General features: G+C 68.6%; 15 protein-coding genes. 3 read left to right on the top strand and 12 right to left on the bottom strand.

Annotation, left to right across the window (positions count from 1 at the left end):
* Position 1 precedes the first annotated feature (1 nt).
* From FM051_RS46115 to FM051_RS46080, 8 genes are all read right to left on the bottom strand, one after another.
* Entirely contained in the window at positions 2-853 is an 852-nt protein-coding gene (locus tag FM051_RS46115) for a fumarylacetoacetate hydrolase family protein (protein ID WP_158853630.1), read from the bottom strand.
* A gap of 37 nt (positions 854-890) precedes the next feature.
* Positions 891-1,877 carry an aldo/keto reductase gene (locus tag FM051_RS46110; RefSeq protein ID WP_158853628.1) on the bottom strand — a complete coding sequence of 329 codons (987 nt, stop codon included), beginning with the start codon at positions 1,875-1,877 and terminating at the stop codon, positions 891-893.
* Positions 1,878-1,912: 35 nt separating this feature from the next.
* Positions 1,913-2,665 carry an SDR family NAD(P)-dependent oxidoreductase gene (locus tag FM051_RS46105; protein ID WP_158853626.1) on the bottom strand — a complete coding sequence of 251 codons (753 nt, stop codon included), beginning with the start codon at positions 2,663-2,665 and terminating at the stop codon, positions 1,913-1,915.
* A gap of 119 nt (positions 2,666-2,784) precedes the next feature.
* The gene (locus tag FM051_RS46100) at positions 2,785-3,162 is read right to left on the bottom strand and encodes an L-rhamnose mutarotase (RefSeq protein ID WP_158853624.1); all 378 of its coding nucleotides are present in this window, start codon (positions 3,160-3,162) and stop codon (positions 2,785-2,787) included.
* Positions 3,163-3,196: 34 nt separating this feature from the next.
* Positions 3,197-4,378 carry a mandelate racemase/muconate lactonizing enzyme family protein gene (locus FM051_RS46095; protein ID WP_158853622.1) on the bottom strand — a complete coding sequence of 394 codons (1,182 nt, stop codon included), beginning with the start codon at positions 4,376-4,378 and terminating at the stop codon, positions 3,197-3,199.
* A gap of 2 nt (positions 4,379-4,380) precedes the next feature.
* Entirely contained in the window at positions 4,381-5,208 is an 828-nt protein-coding gene (locus FM051_RS46090; RefSeq protein ID WP_158853620.1) for a carbohydrate ABC transporter permease, read from the bottom strand.
* Positions 5,208-6,194 (bottom strand): carbohydrate ABC transporter permease, encoded by a 987-nt coding sequence (locus FM051_RS46085; protein ID WP_202919420.1) that lies wholly within the window; start codon positions 6,192-6,194, stop codon positions 5,208-5,210. The genes FM051_RS46090 and FM051_RS46085 overlap by 1 nt, the downstream gene beginning before the upstream one ends.
* A 5-nt stretch (positions 6,195-6,199) precedes the next feature.
* Positions 6,200-7,471: an ABC transporter substrate-binding protein gene (locus FM051_RS46080; protein ID WP_158853618.1), complete on the bottom strand. Its 1,272-nt coding sequence runs from the start codon at positions 7,469-7,471 to the stop codon at positions 6,200-6,202.
* Positions 7,472-7,622: 151 nt separating this feature from the next.
* On the opposite strand from FM051_RS46080, the gene FM051_RS46075 reads away from it, so the two are divergent.
* Positions 7,623-8,396 (top strand): FadR/GntR family transcriptional regulator, encoded by a 774-nt coding sequence (locus tag FM051_RS46075; protein ID WP_158853616.1) that lies wholly within the window; start codon positions 7,623-7,625, stop codon positions 8,394-8,396.
* A 207-nt stretch (positions 8,397-8,603) separates the two neighbouring features.
* Here the strand turns inward: FM051_RS46075 and FM051_RS46070 are convergent, their stop codons facing one another.
* The gene (locus FM051_RS46070; protein WP_202919419.1) at positions 8,604-11,720 is read right to left on the bottom strand and encodes an RICIN domain-containing protein; all 3,117 of its coding nucleotides are present in this window, start codon (positions 11,718-11,720) and stop codon (positions 8,604-8,606) included.
* Between the two features lie 789 nt (positions 11,721-12,509).
* Positions 12,510-13,346 carry a helix-turn-helix transcriptional regulator gene (locus FM051_RS46065; protein WP_158853612.1) on the bottom strand — a complete coding sequence of 279 codons (837 nt, stop codon included), beginning with the start codon at positions 13,344-13,346 and terminating at the stop codon, positions 12,510-12,512.
* Positions 13,347-13,431: 85 nt separating this feature from the next.
* On the opposite strand from FM051_RS46065, the gene FM051_RS46060 reads away from it, so the two are divergent.
* A complete protein-coding gene (locus FM051_RS46060; RefSeq protein WP_158853610.1) occupies positions 13,432-14,184 on the top strand; it encodes an SDR family NAD(P)-dependent oxidoreductase in 753 nt (250 codons plus the stop codon).
* Positions 14,185-14,304: 120 nt separating this feature from the next.
* On the opposite strand, the gene FM051_RS46055 is transcribed toward FM051_RS46060, so the two are convergent.
* Complete coding sequence (locus tag FM051_RS46055; protein ID WP_158853608.1) at positions 14,305-14,973, bottom strand: IS3 family transposase; 669 nt, start codon at positions 14,971-14,973, stop codon at positions 14,305-14,307.
* Positions 14,970-15,272, bottom strand: coding sequence for a transposase (locus tag FM051_RS46050; RefSeq protein ID WP_158853606.1), 303 nt, complete (start codon positions 15,270-15,272; stop codon positions 14,970-14,972). Before FM051_RS46050 ends, FM051_RS46055 begins: the two co-directional genes overlap by 4 nt.
* Before the next feature lie 295 nt (positions 15,273-15,567).
* On the opposite strand from FM051_RS46050, the gene FM051_RS46045 reads away from it, so the two are divergent.
* Positions 15,568-17,709 carry a DEAD/DEAH box helicase gene (locus FM051_RS46045; protein ID WP_158853604.1) on the top strand — a complete coding sequence of 714 codons (2,142 nt, stop codon included), beginning with the start codon at positions 15,568-15,570 and terminating at the stop codon, positions 17,707-17,709.
* Positions 17,710-18,492: the final 783 nt, after the last annotated feature.

The raw sequence follows: 18,492 nt of genomic DNA, 5'->3' as shown, positions 1-18,492 counted from the left end.
GTCACGCCTGCCCGATCAGGTGCCGCTGCACGCCCAAGCGGTCGATGCCGACCTCGACCGTGTCGCCTTCACGCAGGTACCCGAAGTCGTTGGCACCGAGCGCCACACCCGCGGGCGTGCCCGTGTTCACCACGTCACCGGGTTCCAGGACCATGAACTGGCTGAGGTACCAGACGATGTGGTACACGCCGAACAGCATGTTCGCGGTGTTGCCGTCCTGCCGGAGCTCCCCGTTGACGCTCAGCCTCAACCCGAGGGCCTGCGGGTGGCCCACCTCGTCGGCGGTGACCAGCCACGGCCCCAACGGGTTGAACGTCTCGCAGGACTTGCCCTTGGTCCACTGACCGCCCCGCTTGAGCTGGAAGTCGCGCTCGCTGACGTCGTTGGAGATCGCGTATCCCGCGATCACCGCCGCCGCGTCCTGCGGGCTGTCCAGGTAGCGCGCGGTGGCGCCCAGCACGACGGCCAGCTCCACCTCGTAGTCGGTGGTCACGCTCGTCCTGGGCACCAGCACGGTGTCGTTCGGTCCGACGACCGTGTTGGTGGCCTTCATGAACACCACGGGCTCGAGGGGCGGTTCCGCCGCCGTCTCGGCCGCGTGGTCGGAGTAGTTGAGCCCGATGCACACCAGGGCGCCAGGGCGGGCGACCGGTGCGCCGATCCGCATCCCCGTGATGTCCATCGTCGGCAGGCCGCCACCGGCGAGGGCGTCGCGCACCCTCGACATGCCGTCGTCGGCCAGGAAGTCACCACTGATCTCACTCGTCACGGGCCGCAGGTCACGCGCGTGACCGGACTCGTCCAGCACCACGGGAAGTTCCGATCCGGGGTCGCCCACTCGCAGCAGTCGCATGCCGTTCCTCATTCGTTCGAGTCGTGTCTGTTCTGGGTCACGGGGTCGGCACGTCGGCCGCGAGCAGCCCTTCACCACGCAGTTCCGCCCACAGTCCGGGGGGAGGTGGCGCGGTGAGTGCGGCGACGTTCGCGCGGATCTCGGCCTCGGTGCGGGCTCCGACGACCGCGCCGGTCACCGCCGGGTGCCCGAAGGGGAACCACAGCGCCGCGGCCGGCAGGGTCGTGCCGTGCCGTGCGCAGACCGCGGCGATCCGCCGGGCGCGGTCGATCAGGTCCGCCGGCGCCGCCCGGTAGTCGTGGGTGGCGTCGTCCGGCACCTCGTGCCGGGCCAGCAGGCCGGAGTTGAACACCCCGGCGGCGACGACGTCCACCCCGCGCTCCGCGCACAGCGGGAGGAACTCGGCCAACGCGGGCTGCTCCAGCAGGGTGTAGCGGCCGGCGAGCATGACCACGTCCACATCGGACTCGCGCACGAACCGGGCGGGCATCCGCCACTGGTTCATCCCGACACCGACCGCGCCGATCACGCCCTGCTCGCGCAGTTCCACCAGCGCGGGCACCGCCTCGCCCACCGCCTGGTCCCAGTGGTCGTCCGGGTCGTGCAGGTAGACCACGTCCACCCGGTCGAGCCCGAGGCGTTCGAGCGAGGACTCCAGACTGCTCAGCACGCCGGCCGCGCTGAAGTCCCACACGCGGCGCTGGGTTGCCGGTACCGCGAAGCCGTCGTCGTCCCGCCGGCCCGCTCCCGCCGGATCGGGCACCAGCAGCCGTCCCACTTTGGTGGACAGCACGAACTCCTCGCGCGGACGGTCCGCCAGGGCGGCGCCGAGCCGTCGTTCCGCCAGTCCCAGCCCGTAGTGCGGAGCGGTGTCGAAACTCCGGACACCCGCCTCCCACGCCGCGTCGACCACGGCGCGGGCCTGGCTGTCGGTCACCTCGGTGTAGAGGTTGCCCAGCGGGGAGGTGCCCAACCCCAGCCTCGGCAAGGGGTTCTTGTCGCCGGCGACCTGATCGGTGGTCATCGTTCCTCGATTCGGCGGTGTCAGACCTGCGGGTGTCAGGCCTGCGGGCGCAGCCGGAGCCCGTCCATGCCGCCGTCGACGGCGAGCACCGTCCCGGTGGTCGAACCCGACATGGGGCTTGCGAGGAACGCGATCGCCGCGGCGATCTCCTCGGCCTGGACCAGACGGCCGTGCGGCTGCCTGGCCTCCAGCGCCGCGCGCTCGGCCGCCGGGTCCGGCGCCGAGTCGAGCAGCCTCCGCACCCACGGGGTGTCGGCGGTGCCGGGAGCGACGGCGTTCACCCGGATGCCCTCACGCACGTGGTCGGCGGCGAGCGCACGGGTCAACGCGTGCACCGCGCCCTTGCTCGCCGTGTAGACCGCCCGCTGCGGCAGACCCGCGGTCCCCGCGATCGAGCCGGTGTTCACGATGGCAGGGGCGCGGGAGCTGCGGAGGTGGGGCAGGCTGGCGCGGGCGACCCGGGCCATCCCGAACACGTTGACGTCGAACACCCTGAGCCACTCCTCGTCGGTGGCGGCGGTCACGTCGCCCTGTGCTCCGATCCCGGCGTTGTTCACCACCACGTCGAGGCCGCCGAAGTGCCCGACCACCGCCTCCACGGCGTCGCGGACACTCCCGTCGTCCGTGACGTCCGCCTGCACGAAGAACATGTCGGCCGGGAGGTCGCTCGCCACCAGGTCGAGCACGGCCACCCGCGCACCGCGGTCGGACAGCAGTTCGGCCGTGCTCCGGCCGATCCCCGAGCCACCACCGGTGACCAGAGCCACCAGTCCGTCGAAGTCACCCATGGTCTATCGCTCCGTCCATCCACATTGCTTGACGATGTAGTCGAGATCTGGCGTGGTCGCGACGCTGTGCGTCCTCTGTGGACCGTGCAGCAGTCGGCTGCCGGTCGGTCCGCCGTTGGTCAACTGGGGAACGCACTCTCGCCGGGTTGTCCAGGGGTCGGGCGCCCGGTCAGGTGCCAGATCTCCCGCATCGGCGCCCACCGGTTGCCGGAGCCGGGTTCGGCCAGGGACTCCTGGCAGGGGTCGGTCAAGGCCAACCAGCGCTGCGTTTCGGGGTCGGCGGCGATGCGGGCCTGATCGGCGGCGTGGTCGTCACCGATGTACTCGTAGTAGCCGAAGAGCAGGTCGTCGTGCAGGAAGATCGTGAAGTTGCGGATGTTGGCTTCCAGCAGCATTCGCTCGACCGACGGCCAGACCGCCGCGTGCAGCCGCAGGTATTCCTCGCGTCGGTCCGGGCGCAGCCGGATGACCATGCCATAGCGCTGTGAGCGGTCCATGTCCGTCTCCTCCAGGTTGCCGGCGGCATTCGGTTCATGCGTTGAGAGCGGCGCTCTTCGGTTCCCTGCCCGCGTCGACCGGGAGCAGGCGGTGTCCGGCGCGTTCGGGCCGGATGTGGGAGCCGCCGGACATCGGGTCGGGGAGTCGGCGGCTGGAGGCGGCGATCGTCTCCTCGTCGAGGCGGATGCCCAGGCCGAGGCGGTCGCCGAGGACGAACGCGCCGTCCTCGATGTGGTGGTCGACGGAGACCCCCAGCGGTGGCCGGAGGTCTTGCAGTTCGCTGACCAGGTGGTTGGGCACCGAGGTCGCGGCGTGCAGCAGGCCGACCGGTGTGGTGCCGATGGGGCTGACGGGCAGGTCGTAGGCGTGTGCGAGGGCGGAGACCCGCAGGAAGTGGGTGATGCCCCAGACCGCGGCCGTCTGGACGACGTCGACCGCTCCGGCCGCGATGAGCGGGCGGAACTGTTCGAGCCCGGTGAGGTTCTCCCCGGTGGCGACCGAGGCGCGGATTCCGCGGCTGACGGTCGCGTGGCCTTCGGCGTCCCACCGCCGGACGGGCTCCTCGATCCAGGTCAGGTCGAGTGTCCGCTCGAGTTCGCCGACGTGGCGGACGGCCTGCTTGCGGGTCCAGGTCTCGTTGACGTCGAGCATCAGGCCTGGTCGTGTCCCGTGGCCGGCGTCGGTGAGGACGTCACGGACCAGGGCGAGGCGGTGCCGGTCGCGCTCGATGTCGAGGCCGCCTTTGATCTTCGCCGCGCGCAGTCCGCGGTCGGCGTAGGCCTGGTGCACCGCGACGAGCTCGTCGTCGTCCAGGGCGATGTCCAGACCCGAGGCGTAGGCGGGCACGCGGCGGTCGCGTCCACCGAGCAGTCGCCACAGCGGTTCGCCGGCTGCCTGTGCCTTGATGTCCCACAGCGCGGTGTCGAGGGCACCGATGGTGCCGAACACCGCGCCCGCGTGGCCTGCTTTGAACGTCTGGCGCAGCATCCGGTCGTAGAGGGCCGTGACGCCGCGCGGGTCCTCGCCGTCGATGGCGGCGAAGATGGTCTCGATCTCCACGTGTGGTCCGAGCCCGACGCCGGTGATGCCTTCATCGGTCTCGACGACGACGATCGGAACCCGGACGAGGCCGCCGTCGTAGACGCCGTTGGCGTCGCCGACCGGCCGGCCCCAGTCCTGGACCGCGGTGAGGGTCCGGTAACCGGTGATGCGCATTGTCAGCCCTTCGTGGACCCGGCGGTGACGCCGTCGGCGATCTGGCGCTGCAGGAACAGGTAGACGACCAGGACGGGTATCGCGGCGATCAACACGCCGGAGGCGAACGTGGGGATGTCGTCGGAGTACTGCCCGCGCAACGAGGTGACCCCGACCATGAGCGTGCGGTGCTCCGCGGACGGCATCATGAGCAGGGAGATGAGCACGTCGTTCCAGCAGAAGAGGGCGTTGAGCACGCCGACCGACAGCAGTGCCGGGGCACCCATCGGGAGCATGATCCGCCAATAGACCCCGTACACGGTGTTCCCGTCGATGCGCGCCGCGTCCACGATCTCCGGCGGCACGGTCGAGTAGTAACTGGTCATCAGGAAGATCGTGAACGGGAGGAACTGCGCCACGTACGCGAGTACCAGTCCCGGATAGGTGTCGATGAGGCCGGTGTCGGCCATGATCCGCGCCAGCGGAACCATGATCACCTGGAAGGGGACGAACAGCGCGGCGAGGATGCCCAGGAAGAGGGTGGACGAGCCGCGGAAGCGGAGCCGGGCGAGCGCGAAGCCGGCCATCGACCCGAGCAGCAACAGCAGCGCGACCGAGCACGCCACGACGATCACCGAGTTCATGAAGTACCGGGACATGCCGACGCTCGTCCACGCCTTGACGACGTTCTCCCAGTGCAGCGAACCGGACAGGGAGAACCGGTCGAGGATGTACTCGCGGCGGGTCTTCATGGCGACGTTGGCGGTGAACACCAGCGGGTAGATCGTGGCCAGCGCGAGCGCGGCCATCGGGACTGCGACGACCCACTTCGTCAACCGGGTGCCGGACATCATTCCTCCTTGCCCGCGCGTCGCAGGATGCCGATCTGGACCAGCCCCACCACGAGCATGATCAGGAACAGCGCGGTCGACGCCGCGGAGGCGAGCGCGGGTTGGTTCATCTGTCCCTGCTGGATCCAGACGTAGTACTCGGGCAGGTAGGTGGATCCCTCCGGACCGCCGCTGGTCATCACGAACAGCAGGCCGAACATCGACGTCAGCATGCCGATCATCGTGGTCACGAAGACGAACTGGATCGTGCGGGACAGGCTCGGGATGATCACGTGCCAAACGGTCTGCGGCAGCGACGCGCCGTCCACCTTGGCCGCGTCCAGCAGCGAGGGGTCCAAAGTGGAGAAGCCGGCCAGGAACACGACCAGCGCCATGCCGAACGTCGCCCAGACGTGTACCCCGACGACCGCGAAGATCGCCACGTCGGGATCGCCGAGCCAGTCCACCGGCCCGATGCCCACCCCGCCGAGCAGCGTGTTGAGCGGACCGTCGAAGGCGAGCAGCAGGTTGAAGATCGCCCCGACGATCACGGGGGAGAGCACGGCCGGGAAGAAGTAGACGCCGCGGTAGACCCGGTGTCCGGGCACCCGCAGGTAGACGAACGTGGCGAGCAGACCGGGAATCGCCACCGCCACCGGGAGCAGCAGCACGAGCAGGCCGACGTTGCGCAACGCCGTGCGGAACAGCGGATCGCCGAACAGGGTCACGTAGTTGTCCAGGCCGACCCACGTGCCGTTGCGGTCGCCGTCACCGGTGAAGGAGAAGTTGACCCCGAGCACCAGCGGCCACAGCCGCAGCACGACGATGATCAGCACAGCCGGGGCCAGCAGGACGAACGGTGCCAGGCGCTCGGCCCGCGACCCGCGACGGTTGCGCCGTGACGACGGCCCGGCCGGATGCGGTCGGCGTGCCGGTGGGGCGATCGCGGCCCCCTCGGTCGGCCCGGCCGGAGCCGGGCCGACCGGGGACAAAGAATGTCCGGCCACGCCGATCAGCCCGTCTTGTCGGAGGCGGCCAGTTGCTGCACGACCTCGTCCACGGTGATCGAGCCGCTGAGCAGCTGCTGGGAGAGGCGCCCCATCAGGTCGATCGTCTTGGACGACAGGGCCACGTGGAGGGCGGGCTTGCCGGTCTTGACCTCCGAGACGATCGTCTTGACGGCCGGGCCGCCCTCGGAGACGTCGATCGTGGTGTCGGACGCGATCGCGCCCCCATCGACGTAGAAGGCCTTCAGGGCGTCGGTCGACGTCAACGACCGCACCAGGTCCGCGGCCAACTTCGGGTCCTTGGTCCACTTCGCGACCCCGTAGCCGATGCCGCCGTCGTACGGCAGGCTCGGCGTCGCCGCCGGGTTGACCACCGGCGCGTCCATGACGCCGACCTTGTCCGCGTCGAGGAACTCGGCGAAGTCCTTCCAGTGCCCGATGTCGGACATCAGACCGATGACGTTCGCGGCCTTGCCGGACTGGAAGGCCGCGAACGCGTCGTTGAACATCGCGGTGGAGTTGGCACCGTCGGTGTTCAGGCCGGCGTCGTTGGCCTGCTTCCAGAGCTCGAAGATCCGCTTGACGTCCGGCGAGGCCCAGTTCCGCTTCCCGGCGATCCAGTCGTCGTACTCCTGCGGCGTCAGGGTCGCCGATCCCAGGGCCGACAGGAAGAACTGGATGCCGATGCCCTCCTTGTTGCCCAGCGCGAAGCACTTCGCGCCGGTCTTCTCGGTGATGACGCCGCAGTTCTCGACGAAGTCGTCCCACGTCTTGGCCGGAGCGTCCGGGTTCAGCCCGGCCTTCTCGTAGAGCGCCTTGTTGTAGTAGATGGGGTGCCCCTGCAGCGTGACCGGTTCCGCGTAGGTCTTCCCGGCCTTGGTGAACGCGTCCCAGCCGGCCAGCCGCTGCTTGTCCTCGGCGACGTACTCGTCCAACGGGGCGAGCGCGTCGGCCCGGTCACGGATCTGACCACCCCCGTTGAACAGGATGACGTCCGGCCCCTTGCCGGCCTGGATCGCCGTCCCGAGCAGCGTGTAGTACTGGTCGAACGGCTGGGCCACGAACTCGACCTCGACGCCCGGGTGCTTCTTGGCGAAATCGGCCTTGGCCTTCTCCACGTAGCCGGCCGCCTTCGCGTCACCGGACTTCCAGTCCCAGACCACGAGCTTGTCGCCCGAGCCGCCTGACTGGGAACCCGGTCCCGCGGCGCTCCCGCAACCCGCGGTCAACGCCAACCCCACGACCAGGGCAGCAGACCATAGTGTGCGCTGCTTCATCGCTGCTCACTTCTTCAGACGGTGGCCGGGCGACGGACGGCCCGACGAGATGAGGTGAACGTAACTCGTATGACGTATGACGTCAATGGTTCAATTCCGGTACACTCGGCCACGCCCGGCGCACGTCGACGCGGGCACAACCGGAGGAAAGATGACGGCATCAGGCCGGCGACCGATCGCGAGCGCGCCCGCTGCCCCCGAGTGGGCGCGCCGACCGGCGAACCTGGCCACGGCGGTCACCGCCGAGCTCGTGGGACGCATCGTGTGCGGGGTTCATCCCTCCGGGACGTCGTTGCCGCCCGAGCCCGCGCTGTGCGAGACGTTCTCGGTCAGTCGGACCGTGATCCGCGAAGCGGTGAAGGCCCTCCAGGGGAAGGGCCTGGTCCAGGTGCGCCAGGGCACGGGCACGGTGGTCACCCCGCCGTCGATGTGGAACACGCTCGACGAGCTCGTCCTCGGGGCCGTCATCGCCGAGGACGAGACCCTGGGCGTCCTGGACGACCTGGTGGTCACCCGCCGGCTGCTCGAATCGGACATGGCCCAGGTCGCCGCCCGTACCGCCGGCCGGGACGCCGTCGACCGGCTGCGTGCTCTCGTGGACCTCATGGACCAACTCGTGGACGACCCTCGCGCCTACGGCGACCAGGACCTCGCGTTCCACGACACGATCATGCAAGCCTCGGGCAACCGCATCGCCCGGGGCGTCGTGCGCGCGCTGGAGCACCAGGTCGTCAACACCGCCCGCTACACGGGCAGAAGCGAACGCGAGCTGTGCGTGGCCTCCAACCGAGGACACCGCCGGATCTACGAACGGATCGCGGCACACGACCCGACCGGCGCCGCCGAAGCCATGTTCAGCCACATCACCGAAGCCTGGCTCGTGCGCCGGAACGCACCCGGAGACCCCAGCCGCCTGGAACGCTAGTCCTGACACAGCGGACTCCCTGGTCTGCGGGTGGTATCGGCCCCGGTCGATCACGTCCGAACCTCTCCGAGTCCGGGGGCGCGGCACCCGGCGTCGTGCCGGGTGCCGCGCCTGATCTTTTGGTCCGTCGATCCCGCGCACAGCCACCAGCTTCCTGGTGTTCCGCGTGGCGGGTGACGGTCACGGCTCACACCGCGGGAATGCGGATCAGCTCACCCGGCTGATCTGCCACAGCTGACTGTTGGCGCTGGTGTCCGTGACCTGGACGAGTTGAGCGCCCGCCGCCGTGGACGACCCGGACACGCCGAGGACCTTGCCGCTGTTGACGTTCCTGATCTTGCTGTACCCGCTTCCGGCGTCGACCAGTTGCCAATGCTGGTTGGCGCCGTTTTGGTCGGTCCATTGAACAACGCTCGCACCGTCGGCGGTGGAAGCCCCGAGGACGTCGAGCAGTTTACCGCTCTTCTGGCTGACGATCTTGAAGTTGCCGCCGCTCGCGGACTCGAACCTCCAGTTCTGGTTGTCGGCGCTGTTGTAGCCCCACTGGATGACGGTCGCACCGTCCGAGGTCGACCCGCCGCTGACGTCCACGGCCATCCCGCTGTTCCTGTTCACGATCTTGTAGTAAGCGCCCTGGACCGGGAAGGTCGCACTCACACTGGAGAAGGCGTCCAACGCGCACACCGTGCCGGTGGAGGCGGCGTTCTTCGTGCCCTTGCACACGACCTTGATCGTGTGCTGTCCGGCGGACAGGTCGGTTTTCCGGAACAGCACCGCTTGCTTCGTCACGGTGGACGCGTAGGCGTCGACGTCCGACTGCACGAGAGCGCCGTCGAGGTAGACGTCGACCTTGCCCATGTTGGGCTGCTTCATGCCGAGGTACTGCACACCCGAGCCGGTGAACGTGTGCTCGGCGTAGGCCCCCGCCTGGGCGGTGTAGTTCTCCGAGCCGTGGAAGTCCTGGGTGTCGTTCCAGTTGCTCCACGAGCCGCTGTACGTCACACGGGCGTCCTTGTCGTCGACGTGGGTCCATTGCTGCCGGACGACCGACTTCGACTCGGCGGACCGGTTCCCCTGGGCGTCCAGGACGTAGAGCCGGTAGTCGCCGGGCGACTCCGGGACGGCGATGGAGGTGGCGTTGCCGCTCGCCTTGGTCATCGTGCTGCCGACGACGAAGTTGGTCGTGCCCGCCGGTGCCAGCCAGATTGTCCTGCTCGCGTCGCCGGTGCTCCGGATGGGGATCGACAACGCGCCGCCGTCGTTGAAGGTGCTGGCCGGCAGAACGTGGTCCGGCGAGGCGGATCGGTTGTCGGGGAGGATGTTCCGGTACGCCTCCTCAAGGCCGGATTCCGCGGCGATGCGGTACGCGGCCGACGGCCAGACGTTGTCCGCGTAGACGAGCACGTCCTGGATGGTGCTGTTCGGCACGTTCTTGTCGAAGATCTTGTTGATGGTCCCGTAGGTTTGCGTGATGCTCAGGTCGTGCTGGCGTCCCCAGGTGCCGGAGTTGATGGTGTACGCCACGTTCGGGTCGATGTTGAGGACGTTGTTCTGGTAGTTGATGAAGGCCGAGCCTTCGTCCGGGTGGAGTCCGTATTTGTGGCCGGCCGGAACGCCCTGGATGTAGTTGTTGGCGATGGTGGTGCCGGGCTGGCTGCCCAGCGTGTAGATGGGCGCCGTGTCGTGGAGCTTCTGCACGGTGTCGACGAAGTGGTTGTAGCTGATGTTGTTGTTCCTGGCCGTGGTGGTCGGCACGTTCGGCACGATGGAGTTCGCGGACCCGTCGAAGTTCCACCACCCCCACCCGAGCGTGACACCCGACCACGGCGTCTTCTCGATCAGGTTGTGCTGCACGGTCAAGCTGTCCACGAAGTAGGCCGACACCGGGCTGTGCCCGTTGAACAGCACCGCGGTGTCGTAGATGTGGTTGTTCTTGATCTCGATGTTCTTGATGAGCCCTTCGACGTCGGCGGGGTACTTCTCGCCGTTCGTCGCGGTGTGGTCACCGATGTAGATGTGCTGGGGGTGCCCCACGGTGATCGCGGATCCGGCGATGTCGTTCGTGCGGTTCCCGATCAACCGCGAGTCCCTCACGTCGTTCAGCAGGCTGATGCCGTCGACACCGGTGTGCTGCACCTTGTTGCGCTCCAGCACGATGCCGTCGGCGTTCTCGATCTGGACGATGCCCGGCGCCGGGGTGACGTTGCGGTAGAAGTAGTCGTGGAAGTTCTTCTTCGCGTAGGCGCGCGTGGAGAGGTTGCCCTGCTGGGCCTGCTTGAACACCGAGCCCGCCACCTCGGTCAGGTTCCAGTCGGAGTGCTCGACCGTGATGCCCGAGAAGGTGAGGTTGCGGACGTGGTTGCCGGTGGACGTGCCGGCGACCTTGAGCACCGTGGCCACGTTGTTCGGCGCCCAGACCGTCGCAGCGGCCATGTTGTCCGAATCGGCCTTGTAGTAGTACACCGTCTTGCTGGTCTTGTCGAAGTAGAACTCGCCCGGCGTGTCCAGGAACTCGTAGGCGTTCATGACCTTGTGGCTGCCGCCGCTCTGGAGGTCCCCGTTGAACGTGCCTTGGGCGATGGCCCCGGCGGGTTGCTGGAACAGGGCGACGCGGTTGGCGCCGTCAGCGCTCGTCGTGACCTGCCGGACTCCCGTGATCGCGGTGGTCCAGGTGGTCGCCGTCTCGATTTCGAGATCGCCTTGGTTCAGGGCCACGGCGGGGAAGTCGGTCAGGCTGTACTTGGCCCCGTCGCACTCCGAACCGGACTCCCACGCCCAGTCGGCCTGACCGGCGGTGATGTTGTACGTCCCGTGGCAGCCCGCCGAGTTGATCGTCTTCGAAGCCATGTACGCGCGCTTGTCGTTGACGTAGAGCGCACGGAGCTTGTTGGCGCGGTTGAGCGGGGCCTTCCACACGTTTCCGCTGTGCTGCGCCCACCCGGTCACCTGGACGCCGCCGTTGAGGACCGGTGTCTCGTTCGGGTACGCGGAGTAGATCACCCGGTTCCCGTTCGTTCCCGAATCGGCCGGCGTGAACTCGATCGTGCTCGTCACCGGGTAGTTCCCGCCGCGGAGGTACACCTGGATGTCGCCGGTCATGTTGGTGTTGACCGTGCGGACGACATCCCGCGCGCGCTGCACGGTCCGAAAAGGCGACGTGATCGTCCCGGGGTTGGCGTCGTTACCGGCGGGTGAGACGTAGTACGTCGCCTGGGTGGCGGCCGAAGCCGGCGTCGAGCCTGAGGAACCCGTGAAGAAGAGCGCGAGCATGGCTATGGCCAGCGCCGCTGACAGCGTCCGCCTGGCGAGAAAGGGTGACGTCACACCGGGTCCTCTCGTGAATGGCAATGGATGTGCGGTCCGGGCTGAAGGTGCCATCGTCGAAACATCGGCGAACATGGACGCGTGGCGGCGCGGACCCGGTCTCGGGGTCGGCTGGATCGTCACCTTGCGACGCAGGGTGACCGTGAGAACGGAAGGCGCACGCGCGCCCCTGCTCCGGACGTGTCGGGCCGGTGCAGGTGGTCACGAAAACGGCCTACAGGTTGGGTAACCTGCCGACCGCGGGCCGGTGTCGGAAAGCGCGGGGCAGGAGATCGGGTCGCCTCATGTGCAAGATCAGCCCCTTCGTCGAGCCCGTTCACCGGACCTCCGGTCCTCGACAACGAGCTCGCCGATCCGGCGGAGCTCCCGGTCATCCGTGCTTGCTGTGGGAACAGGTGAGTGCCCGTGGGGTCTTAGCGTGACCGAAACATAAGACGTATCATGACTGGTGTCAACGGTTCACCCGCCGGTAACACGTCGGTTCGACGTCGCTCGGGGTTGACGTGGCCCGTGATGGCCGCTCGGCCGTCGACACAGGGCGATCTGCCCTGCTCAGCGGCCTGCGATGCGCGGCCACACGACGGCCCACCCGCTTGGCGGACCTGCCGAGGCAGCAGCGGGAGGTGGTCGTGCTGCGGTTCTTCGCCGAGTTGTCGGTGGAGGAGACGGTGGAGGCGCTGCGCACCTCCGGTTGGGCGGTTGTCTTGAGAGGCCTGCTGCTCCCTGAGACCTGCTCGGTGCGGCCTGCGACAACAGCCCGGCCACGAACGCCGTTGCCACCAGCCGCGGCTAGCTCATCTGTTGGAGGCCGATCACCGACAGCAGTCGCAGAGCCTCGTGGGCCGGCGTGCCGGGTTCGGCGGTGAACAGCACGACGTGCTGGTCGCGCTCCGGCACGACGAGGATGTCGCAGGTCAGGGCGATCGGGCCGAGCTGCGGGTGGTCGATGGTCTTGGTCAGGTGGCGCTGATCGGAGACCTCTGGGCTGGGCCACAGCGCGGTGAACTCGGGGCTGTGGCGCAGCAGCTCGCCGACGAGTTCCTGAGTGGCGCGGTCGTCGGGGTACCGGGCTGCGGCGGCGCGTAGGTGCCCGGCGGCGAACCGTCCGAAGTCGCCACCGCCGGAGATGCCGTAATGGTGACGGCTCGGGTCCGGGTGCAGGAAGTAGCGGCGGATCATGTTGCGTTCCCGGCGTGGCTGGGCCGAGAAGTCCTCCAGCAGAGCCGCCGCGAGCGGGTTCCAGGCCAGGACGTCGTACTTCGCGTCGAGCACGATCGCCGCGGTGTCCGGCATCCGCTCGATCAGGTCCAGGATCCGGTCCGGGACGTCGGGTGACGGGCCTGGCGGCTCGGCCTGCTGACCGCCGAGGGTGTAGAGATGGGCCCGCTCGGCGTCGTTGAGGCGCAGGGCCCGGCCGAGCGCGGCCAGCACGTGCCGTGACGGATGCGGGCCGCGGGCTTGCTCCAGCCGGGTGTAGTACTGCGTGGAGATGTGTGCCAGCTGGGCCACCTCCTCGCGGCGCAGGCCCGGGGTTCGGCGGGGCCCGGCCGCCGGCAGGCCCACGGTCGCCGGGGTCAGCCGCTCGCGGTGCAGCCGCAGGAACCGGCCGAGTTCGTGCTTGTCCACACATCAAGGGTGCACCGGGCGCGGCGGATCAGCCAGGTATCGCCAGGGCCTGCCACGGCCTGCGGCGCCGACGCACGGTGGAGTCATGACTCAGACCGGAATGCTGTCGGGCAAGATCGCGCTCGTCACCGGAGCCAGCCGCGGCATCGGGGCCGCGGCGGCTCGCCTGTTCGCCCGGGAGGGCGCGAGCGTCGTCCTCGCCGCCCGCACCGAGAGCGCCCTGAAGACCGTCGCCGCGGACATCCCCGGCGCCTCGTACGTGGTCGCCGATCTCGGCGACGTGGCGAGCATCGAGCGGGCGGTGTCCACCGCGGTCGAGCGGCACGGGAGGCTCGACATCGCGTTCAACAACGCCGCGGTATTGGTGCCGCCGCACCCCGTCGCGGACTTTCCCGAAGAAGACTTCGACCTCGTCATGCGGGTCAACCTCAAGGGCGTGTTCTACGCCGTGTCCGCCGAGGTGAAGGCCATGATCTCCAGTGGCGGCGGGGCGATCGTCAACACCAGCAGCGTGGGCAGCCTGATCGGAAACCCTGCGCTTCCCGCGTACGGAGCGGCCAAGCGCGCCGTCAACAGCATCACCGAGTCGGCGGCCGTGACCTACGCGCCGGCCGGGATCCGGGTCAACGCGATCGCCCCGGGGCTGACGATCACCGACATGGTCGAGGAGTGGAATCAGCACGACCCGGGGGTGATCGACCGGATCATCGCGAGCACACCACTGGGCCGGGCGGCCACACCGCAGGAGATCGCCGAGTCAGCCGCCTGGCTGCTCAGCGATCGCGCGTCGTACGTGACGGGCGTGGTGCTGCCGGTTACCGGGGGCACTGCCGTTTGACCGGCCCGCCGCGTGCCCCGTGCCTCTGGGTAGCCGGCCCTCGGCGATGCCGCAGCCTGACGGCGCGGCAACCGTGGCGGCGACACCGCGCGAGGCCCTTGGTTCGTGACGGTGCCGCGCTCAGCAGCGCCCGAGTTCGACCGTCCGCACCAGCACCGGTTCGGTGTCCGGCCCTGGTGTGGCCTCGGTATGGACAAGGATGCGTAGCTCACCGTGCAAGTCATTCAGGTCGTCGACGCACTCGATGACCGTGTCCGACAACGGGGACCGGTTCGAGATCGCCATGCCGAGCGCGTTCGTGGCCAGCGCGGCGGTCTGACTGGAGTCGATCGACCAGCCGACCACTCGGCGGGAGTGCACGTCGAGCACGACCGCGCAGTACACCTTGCCTTCGCGAGTGGGGTGTTCGGTGATGTCGGTGACCCACAACCGGTTCGGCGAGGTTCGGGTGAAGTCGCGGTCGACCAGGTCCACCGCCGTGGGCGTGTCGTGTTTCGGCCGTGGCCTGCGCCGGTTGGGCAGACCCTTGATTCCGTTGCGGCGCATGAGAAGCCCGACGGTGTTGTGCCCGACGACGATCCCCCGGCCGAGGGTCAGCTCGGCGTGCACCCGCGGGGAGCCGTAGACCTGGAACGACTCGACATGGATCTCGCGGATCAGATCGGTCAACCACGCCTGGCGGACCGCCCGCTGTGAGGGAGCGCGGCCTCGCCAGTCGTAGTAGCCGGACGCGGACACCCCGAGCACGCGGCAGGCAAGCTGGACCGACAGCCCTTCCGAGGCGATCACCGTGATCGCCTCGTACCGTCTTGTGGGGTGCTGCCCTCCTTGAGCAACTCGGCGGCACGGCGGTGGACGGCGACCTCGGCCTCGAGTTCGGCGATCCGACGACGCGCGGCGACCAGCTCGGCGTTGTCGACGCTGGTCGTCCCTGGCAATTGCCCCGTGTCGACGAGCTCCTGGCGGCGCCAGGTGTAGATCACCTGCTCGCTGATGTCGAGATCCGCCGCCACCTGGGCGACACGGCGACCGGACGCGACCAGGTCGAGCACCTTGCGCCGGAACTCGGGTGGGTACCGCTTGGGCATCGTGGGCTGTCCTCCGGGCTACCGAGACGAGTGATCATCCAGTAACCCGACTCCGAACAACCAGGGGAGGATCACCCTGTCCGTCAAAACGGGTCAACCCCATACTTCGGGTGCGACGTGCGAGTAAACCTCGGTGACGCGGTTGGGCAGGTGGTGGCCGAGCCGTCGTGCTTGGGCGATCTCAACACCTAGGTTCGCCACGTCGTCGGCGGCGCGGCCGACTGCGTCACGTGCTCCGACCACGGACGACAGGTCTGGTTTCGGTACTCTCGGACCGCCTGACGAAAGGACATGGGTGGACGACTCGTCGAAGGTCGGTAGGCATGCTCGCGCGGTGCTGGCCGCCGCGAAGGCGTTCCGCGCCGAGGCAGCAGGGGTGCGCGCGGAACCGGATCGGCTGCTCGCGCTCGGCGCCGCGAAGTACCAGGCGGTCCGGGACTCGCTGGTGGCCGACCAGCTCCGCGCCATGCCGGTGGACAAGCTCCGGGACACGAAGGCGAACCTGCGGCTGAGCAAGCTGAAGGCCGCCGGGTACCGGACCGTCGCCGACGTCGCCAAGGCACGCCCGGAACAGCTCGACGGCGTGCCCGGAGTCGGCAGGCAGTCCGCCGAGCAGATCGTGCGGGTCGCCCGCGCCGTCGTCGACGGCGTCGCGCGCGACACGACTGTCCGGCTGAACCCCGACCGCGCTGACCGCGCCCAGACCGAGCTGCTGCAGCTGATGTCCAAGCTGCGCAGGGCGAACCAGCTCGTCGGTCCGCTGCGCGAGCCGCTCGGAGACGTGCTGGGCAGGGTCGACGCCGACGTGCGCGCCGCATCCCGTGCCTGGAGCCGGGTGCGGATGTTCTTCTCGTCGCGGAAGAACCGACAGGCCGCCATCGATTCGCTCGGCCGGCTCGAGGCCCTGCTGGCCAGTCGCGACGTGGCGGCGTTGCACGCGGTGGGCACGCAGCTGCGCGTGCCGGACCTGGATCACCGCGCGCTGTGGCGCGACTACGAGCTCGACGCGGCCGCCTACAACACGCTCCTCGCCGACCTCGCTGGTGCGGACGCGATGCCGGATCGCAGTGCCGCCAAGGGTTTCGTCCCGGCCGACATCGAGCACGAGGTCGACGCGACCACACTGGACACCAGCCTGCTGAAGGTGTCGCTGCGCGGCTACCAGGTGTTCGGAGCCAAGTTCGCGCTGGCCCGCAAACGCGTCATCATCGGCGACGAGATGGGACTGGGCAAGACGATCGAGGCCATCGCGGTGATGGCCGGCCTCGCCGCCGGTGGGCGGCGTGGGTTCCTGGTGGTCTGCCCGGCGAGCGTCGTCGTCAACTGGGTCAACGAGATCGCCAGGCACAGCGACCTCGTGCCGCACCGGATGCACGGCGCGGGCCGCGACGGCGCGGTCGGCAAGTGGTTGGCGCAGGGCGGCGTCGGCGTGACGACGTTCGGCACGTTGCCGAAACTGGTGCTGCCGAAGAGGTTCCGCCCGGCGCTGGTCGTGGTCGACGAGGCGCACTACGTGAAGAACCCGGACACGCAGCGCTCACAGGCGGTCAACACGATCGTGCAGCGCGCGGAGCGGGCAGTGCTCCTCACCGGCACGCCGATGGAGAACCGCGTCGAGGAGTTCCGCAACCTGGTCGCCTATCTCCAGCCGAGCGTCGCGGCCCGCACGGGCGCCACCGACGCCGTGGTGGGAGCGAAGGCTTTCCGCCGCGTTGTCGCACCGGTGTACCTGCGGCGCAACCAGGAGGACGTGCTGGGGGAGTTGCCGGAGCTGCTGGAGATGGAGGACTGGGTCGAGTTCGGCAAGCAGGACCGAGGTGCGTACCTCGACGCGGTGCGCGAGGGGAACCTGATGGCGATGCGCCGCGCCGCCTACGCGCCGGGCACGCCCCGCGGCTCGGCGAAGCTGGAGCGGCTGCTGGAGATCATCGAGGAGTCGAGGGACAACGGCTGGAAGGTCGTGGTGTTCTCGTACTTCCACGACGTGCTGGACGCGGTCGCGGACCACGTCGAAGTCTTCGGTCCCCTGACCGGCGCGACGTCGGCGCAGGGCCGTCAACAACTGGTGGACGCGTTCACGGCGTGCGAGGACCACGCGGTGCTGGTGGCCCAGATCGAGGCGGGCGGCGTGGGCCTCAACATCCAGGCCGCGTCCGTGGTGATCATCGCCGAGCCGCAGTGGAAGCCGAGCACGGAGGACCAGGCGATCGCCCGTTGTCACCGGATGGGCCAGGTCCGCAAGGTCCACGTGCACCGGTTGCTGGTCAAGGACAGCGTGGACGCGCGGGTGCAGGAGATCCGCGACCACAAGACCCTGCTGTTCGACCACTACGCGCGCGAAAGCGACACGAAGCACTCGCACGCGAGCGCACTGGACTCAGCGGTGTCGGTGGAGCAGCGAGTGGTGCAGGCCGAGCAGCAGCGCCTTGGTCTCTAGGATCTGGACGCATGCCGGACGTCGCCGAGTTGCAGAAGCGGTTGTCCGACCACAGCACCGCGTACGCGTCGGCGGGGTCGGCCGTGACTTCTCGGCAGCCTCGGTCAGGAGCTTCTCGGCACGTGGCGCCTCGGCGGCGATGCTGTCCAGCCTGCGCGCGTTCTGCCGCAGATGATTCACGGTCTTGTGTCTGCTGGGCGCGAAGTGGTTCGCCGAGAGCCGGTCCTACGTGGCTGTCTCGTCAGTCGTTTGAAGCAGACGAGAGCTGTGGCGAGGGTTGCGAAGTCCTGCGTTCACGGTTCGCCTGCCGTGCCCAGCGCGATTCGGAAATCGGTGAGGAGGCTCCACGCGAGCGCCGTGTCGATCGCCATGTGCCGGCGGGCGGTGGCGAGTACGACCGCGGCTTCTTCCTGCTCGTCGGCACCGGGCTTCCCGGCGAACAGGGCGAGTTTTGCCTGACCGGAGTCGCGGAGTCGAACACTTCGCTGGTAGCGTCGATCACTGTAAATTCAGTGTTGAATGAAACAATATATTGGCCCAGGTTGCCCTGATCAGCCAATCTCCGGTGGGTGCCTCCGAGACCGGTACTCCATGGAGGCATGCATGATCACATGCGAGGTCGTCGTGGGCGAGAGGCGAGGGTTGTTGTGGCGTCGGCCCTCTCTGTCAGACTGGTGTGAGACACAGGATCAGTTGAGTCTTCTGTGGAATTCGTAGGGCGAAGACAGGATTTTTGGGACTGTGACGTTGAGTGCCGCCGATCTCCAGGCCGATGATGGTTCG

It is taken from the genome of Saccharothrix deserti (assembly GCF_009769385.1).
GTDB lineage: Bacteria > Actinomycetota > Actinomycetes > Mycobacteriales > Pseudonocardiaceae > Actinosynnema > Actinosynnema deserti.
This window is presented reverse-complemented; position numbering and strand designations above follow the sequence as displayed.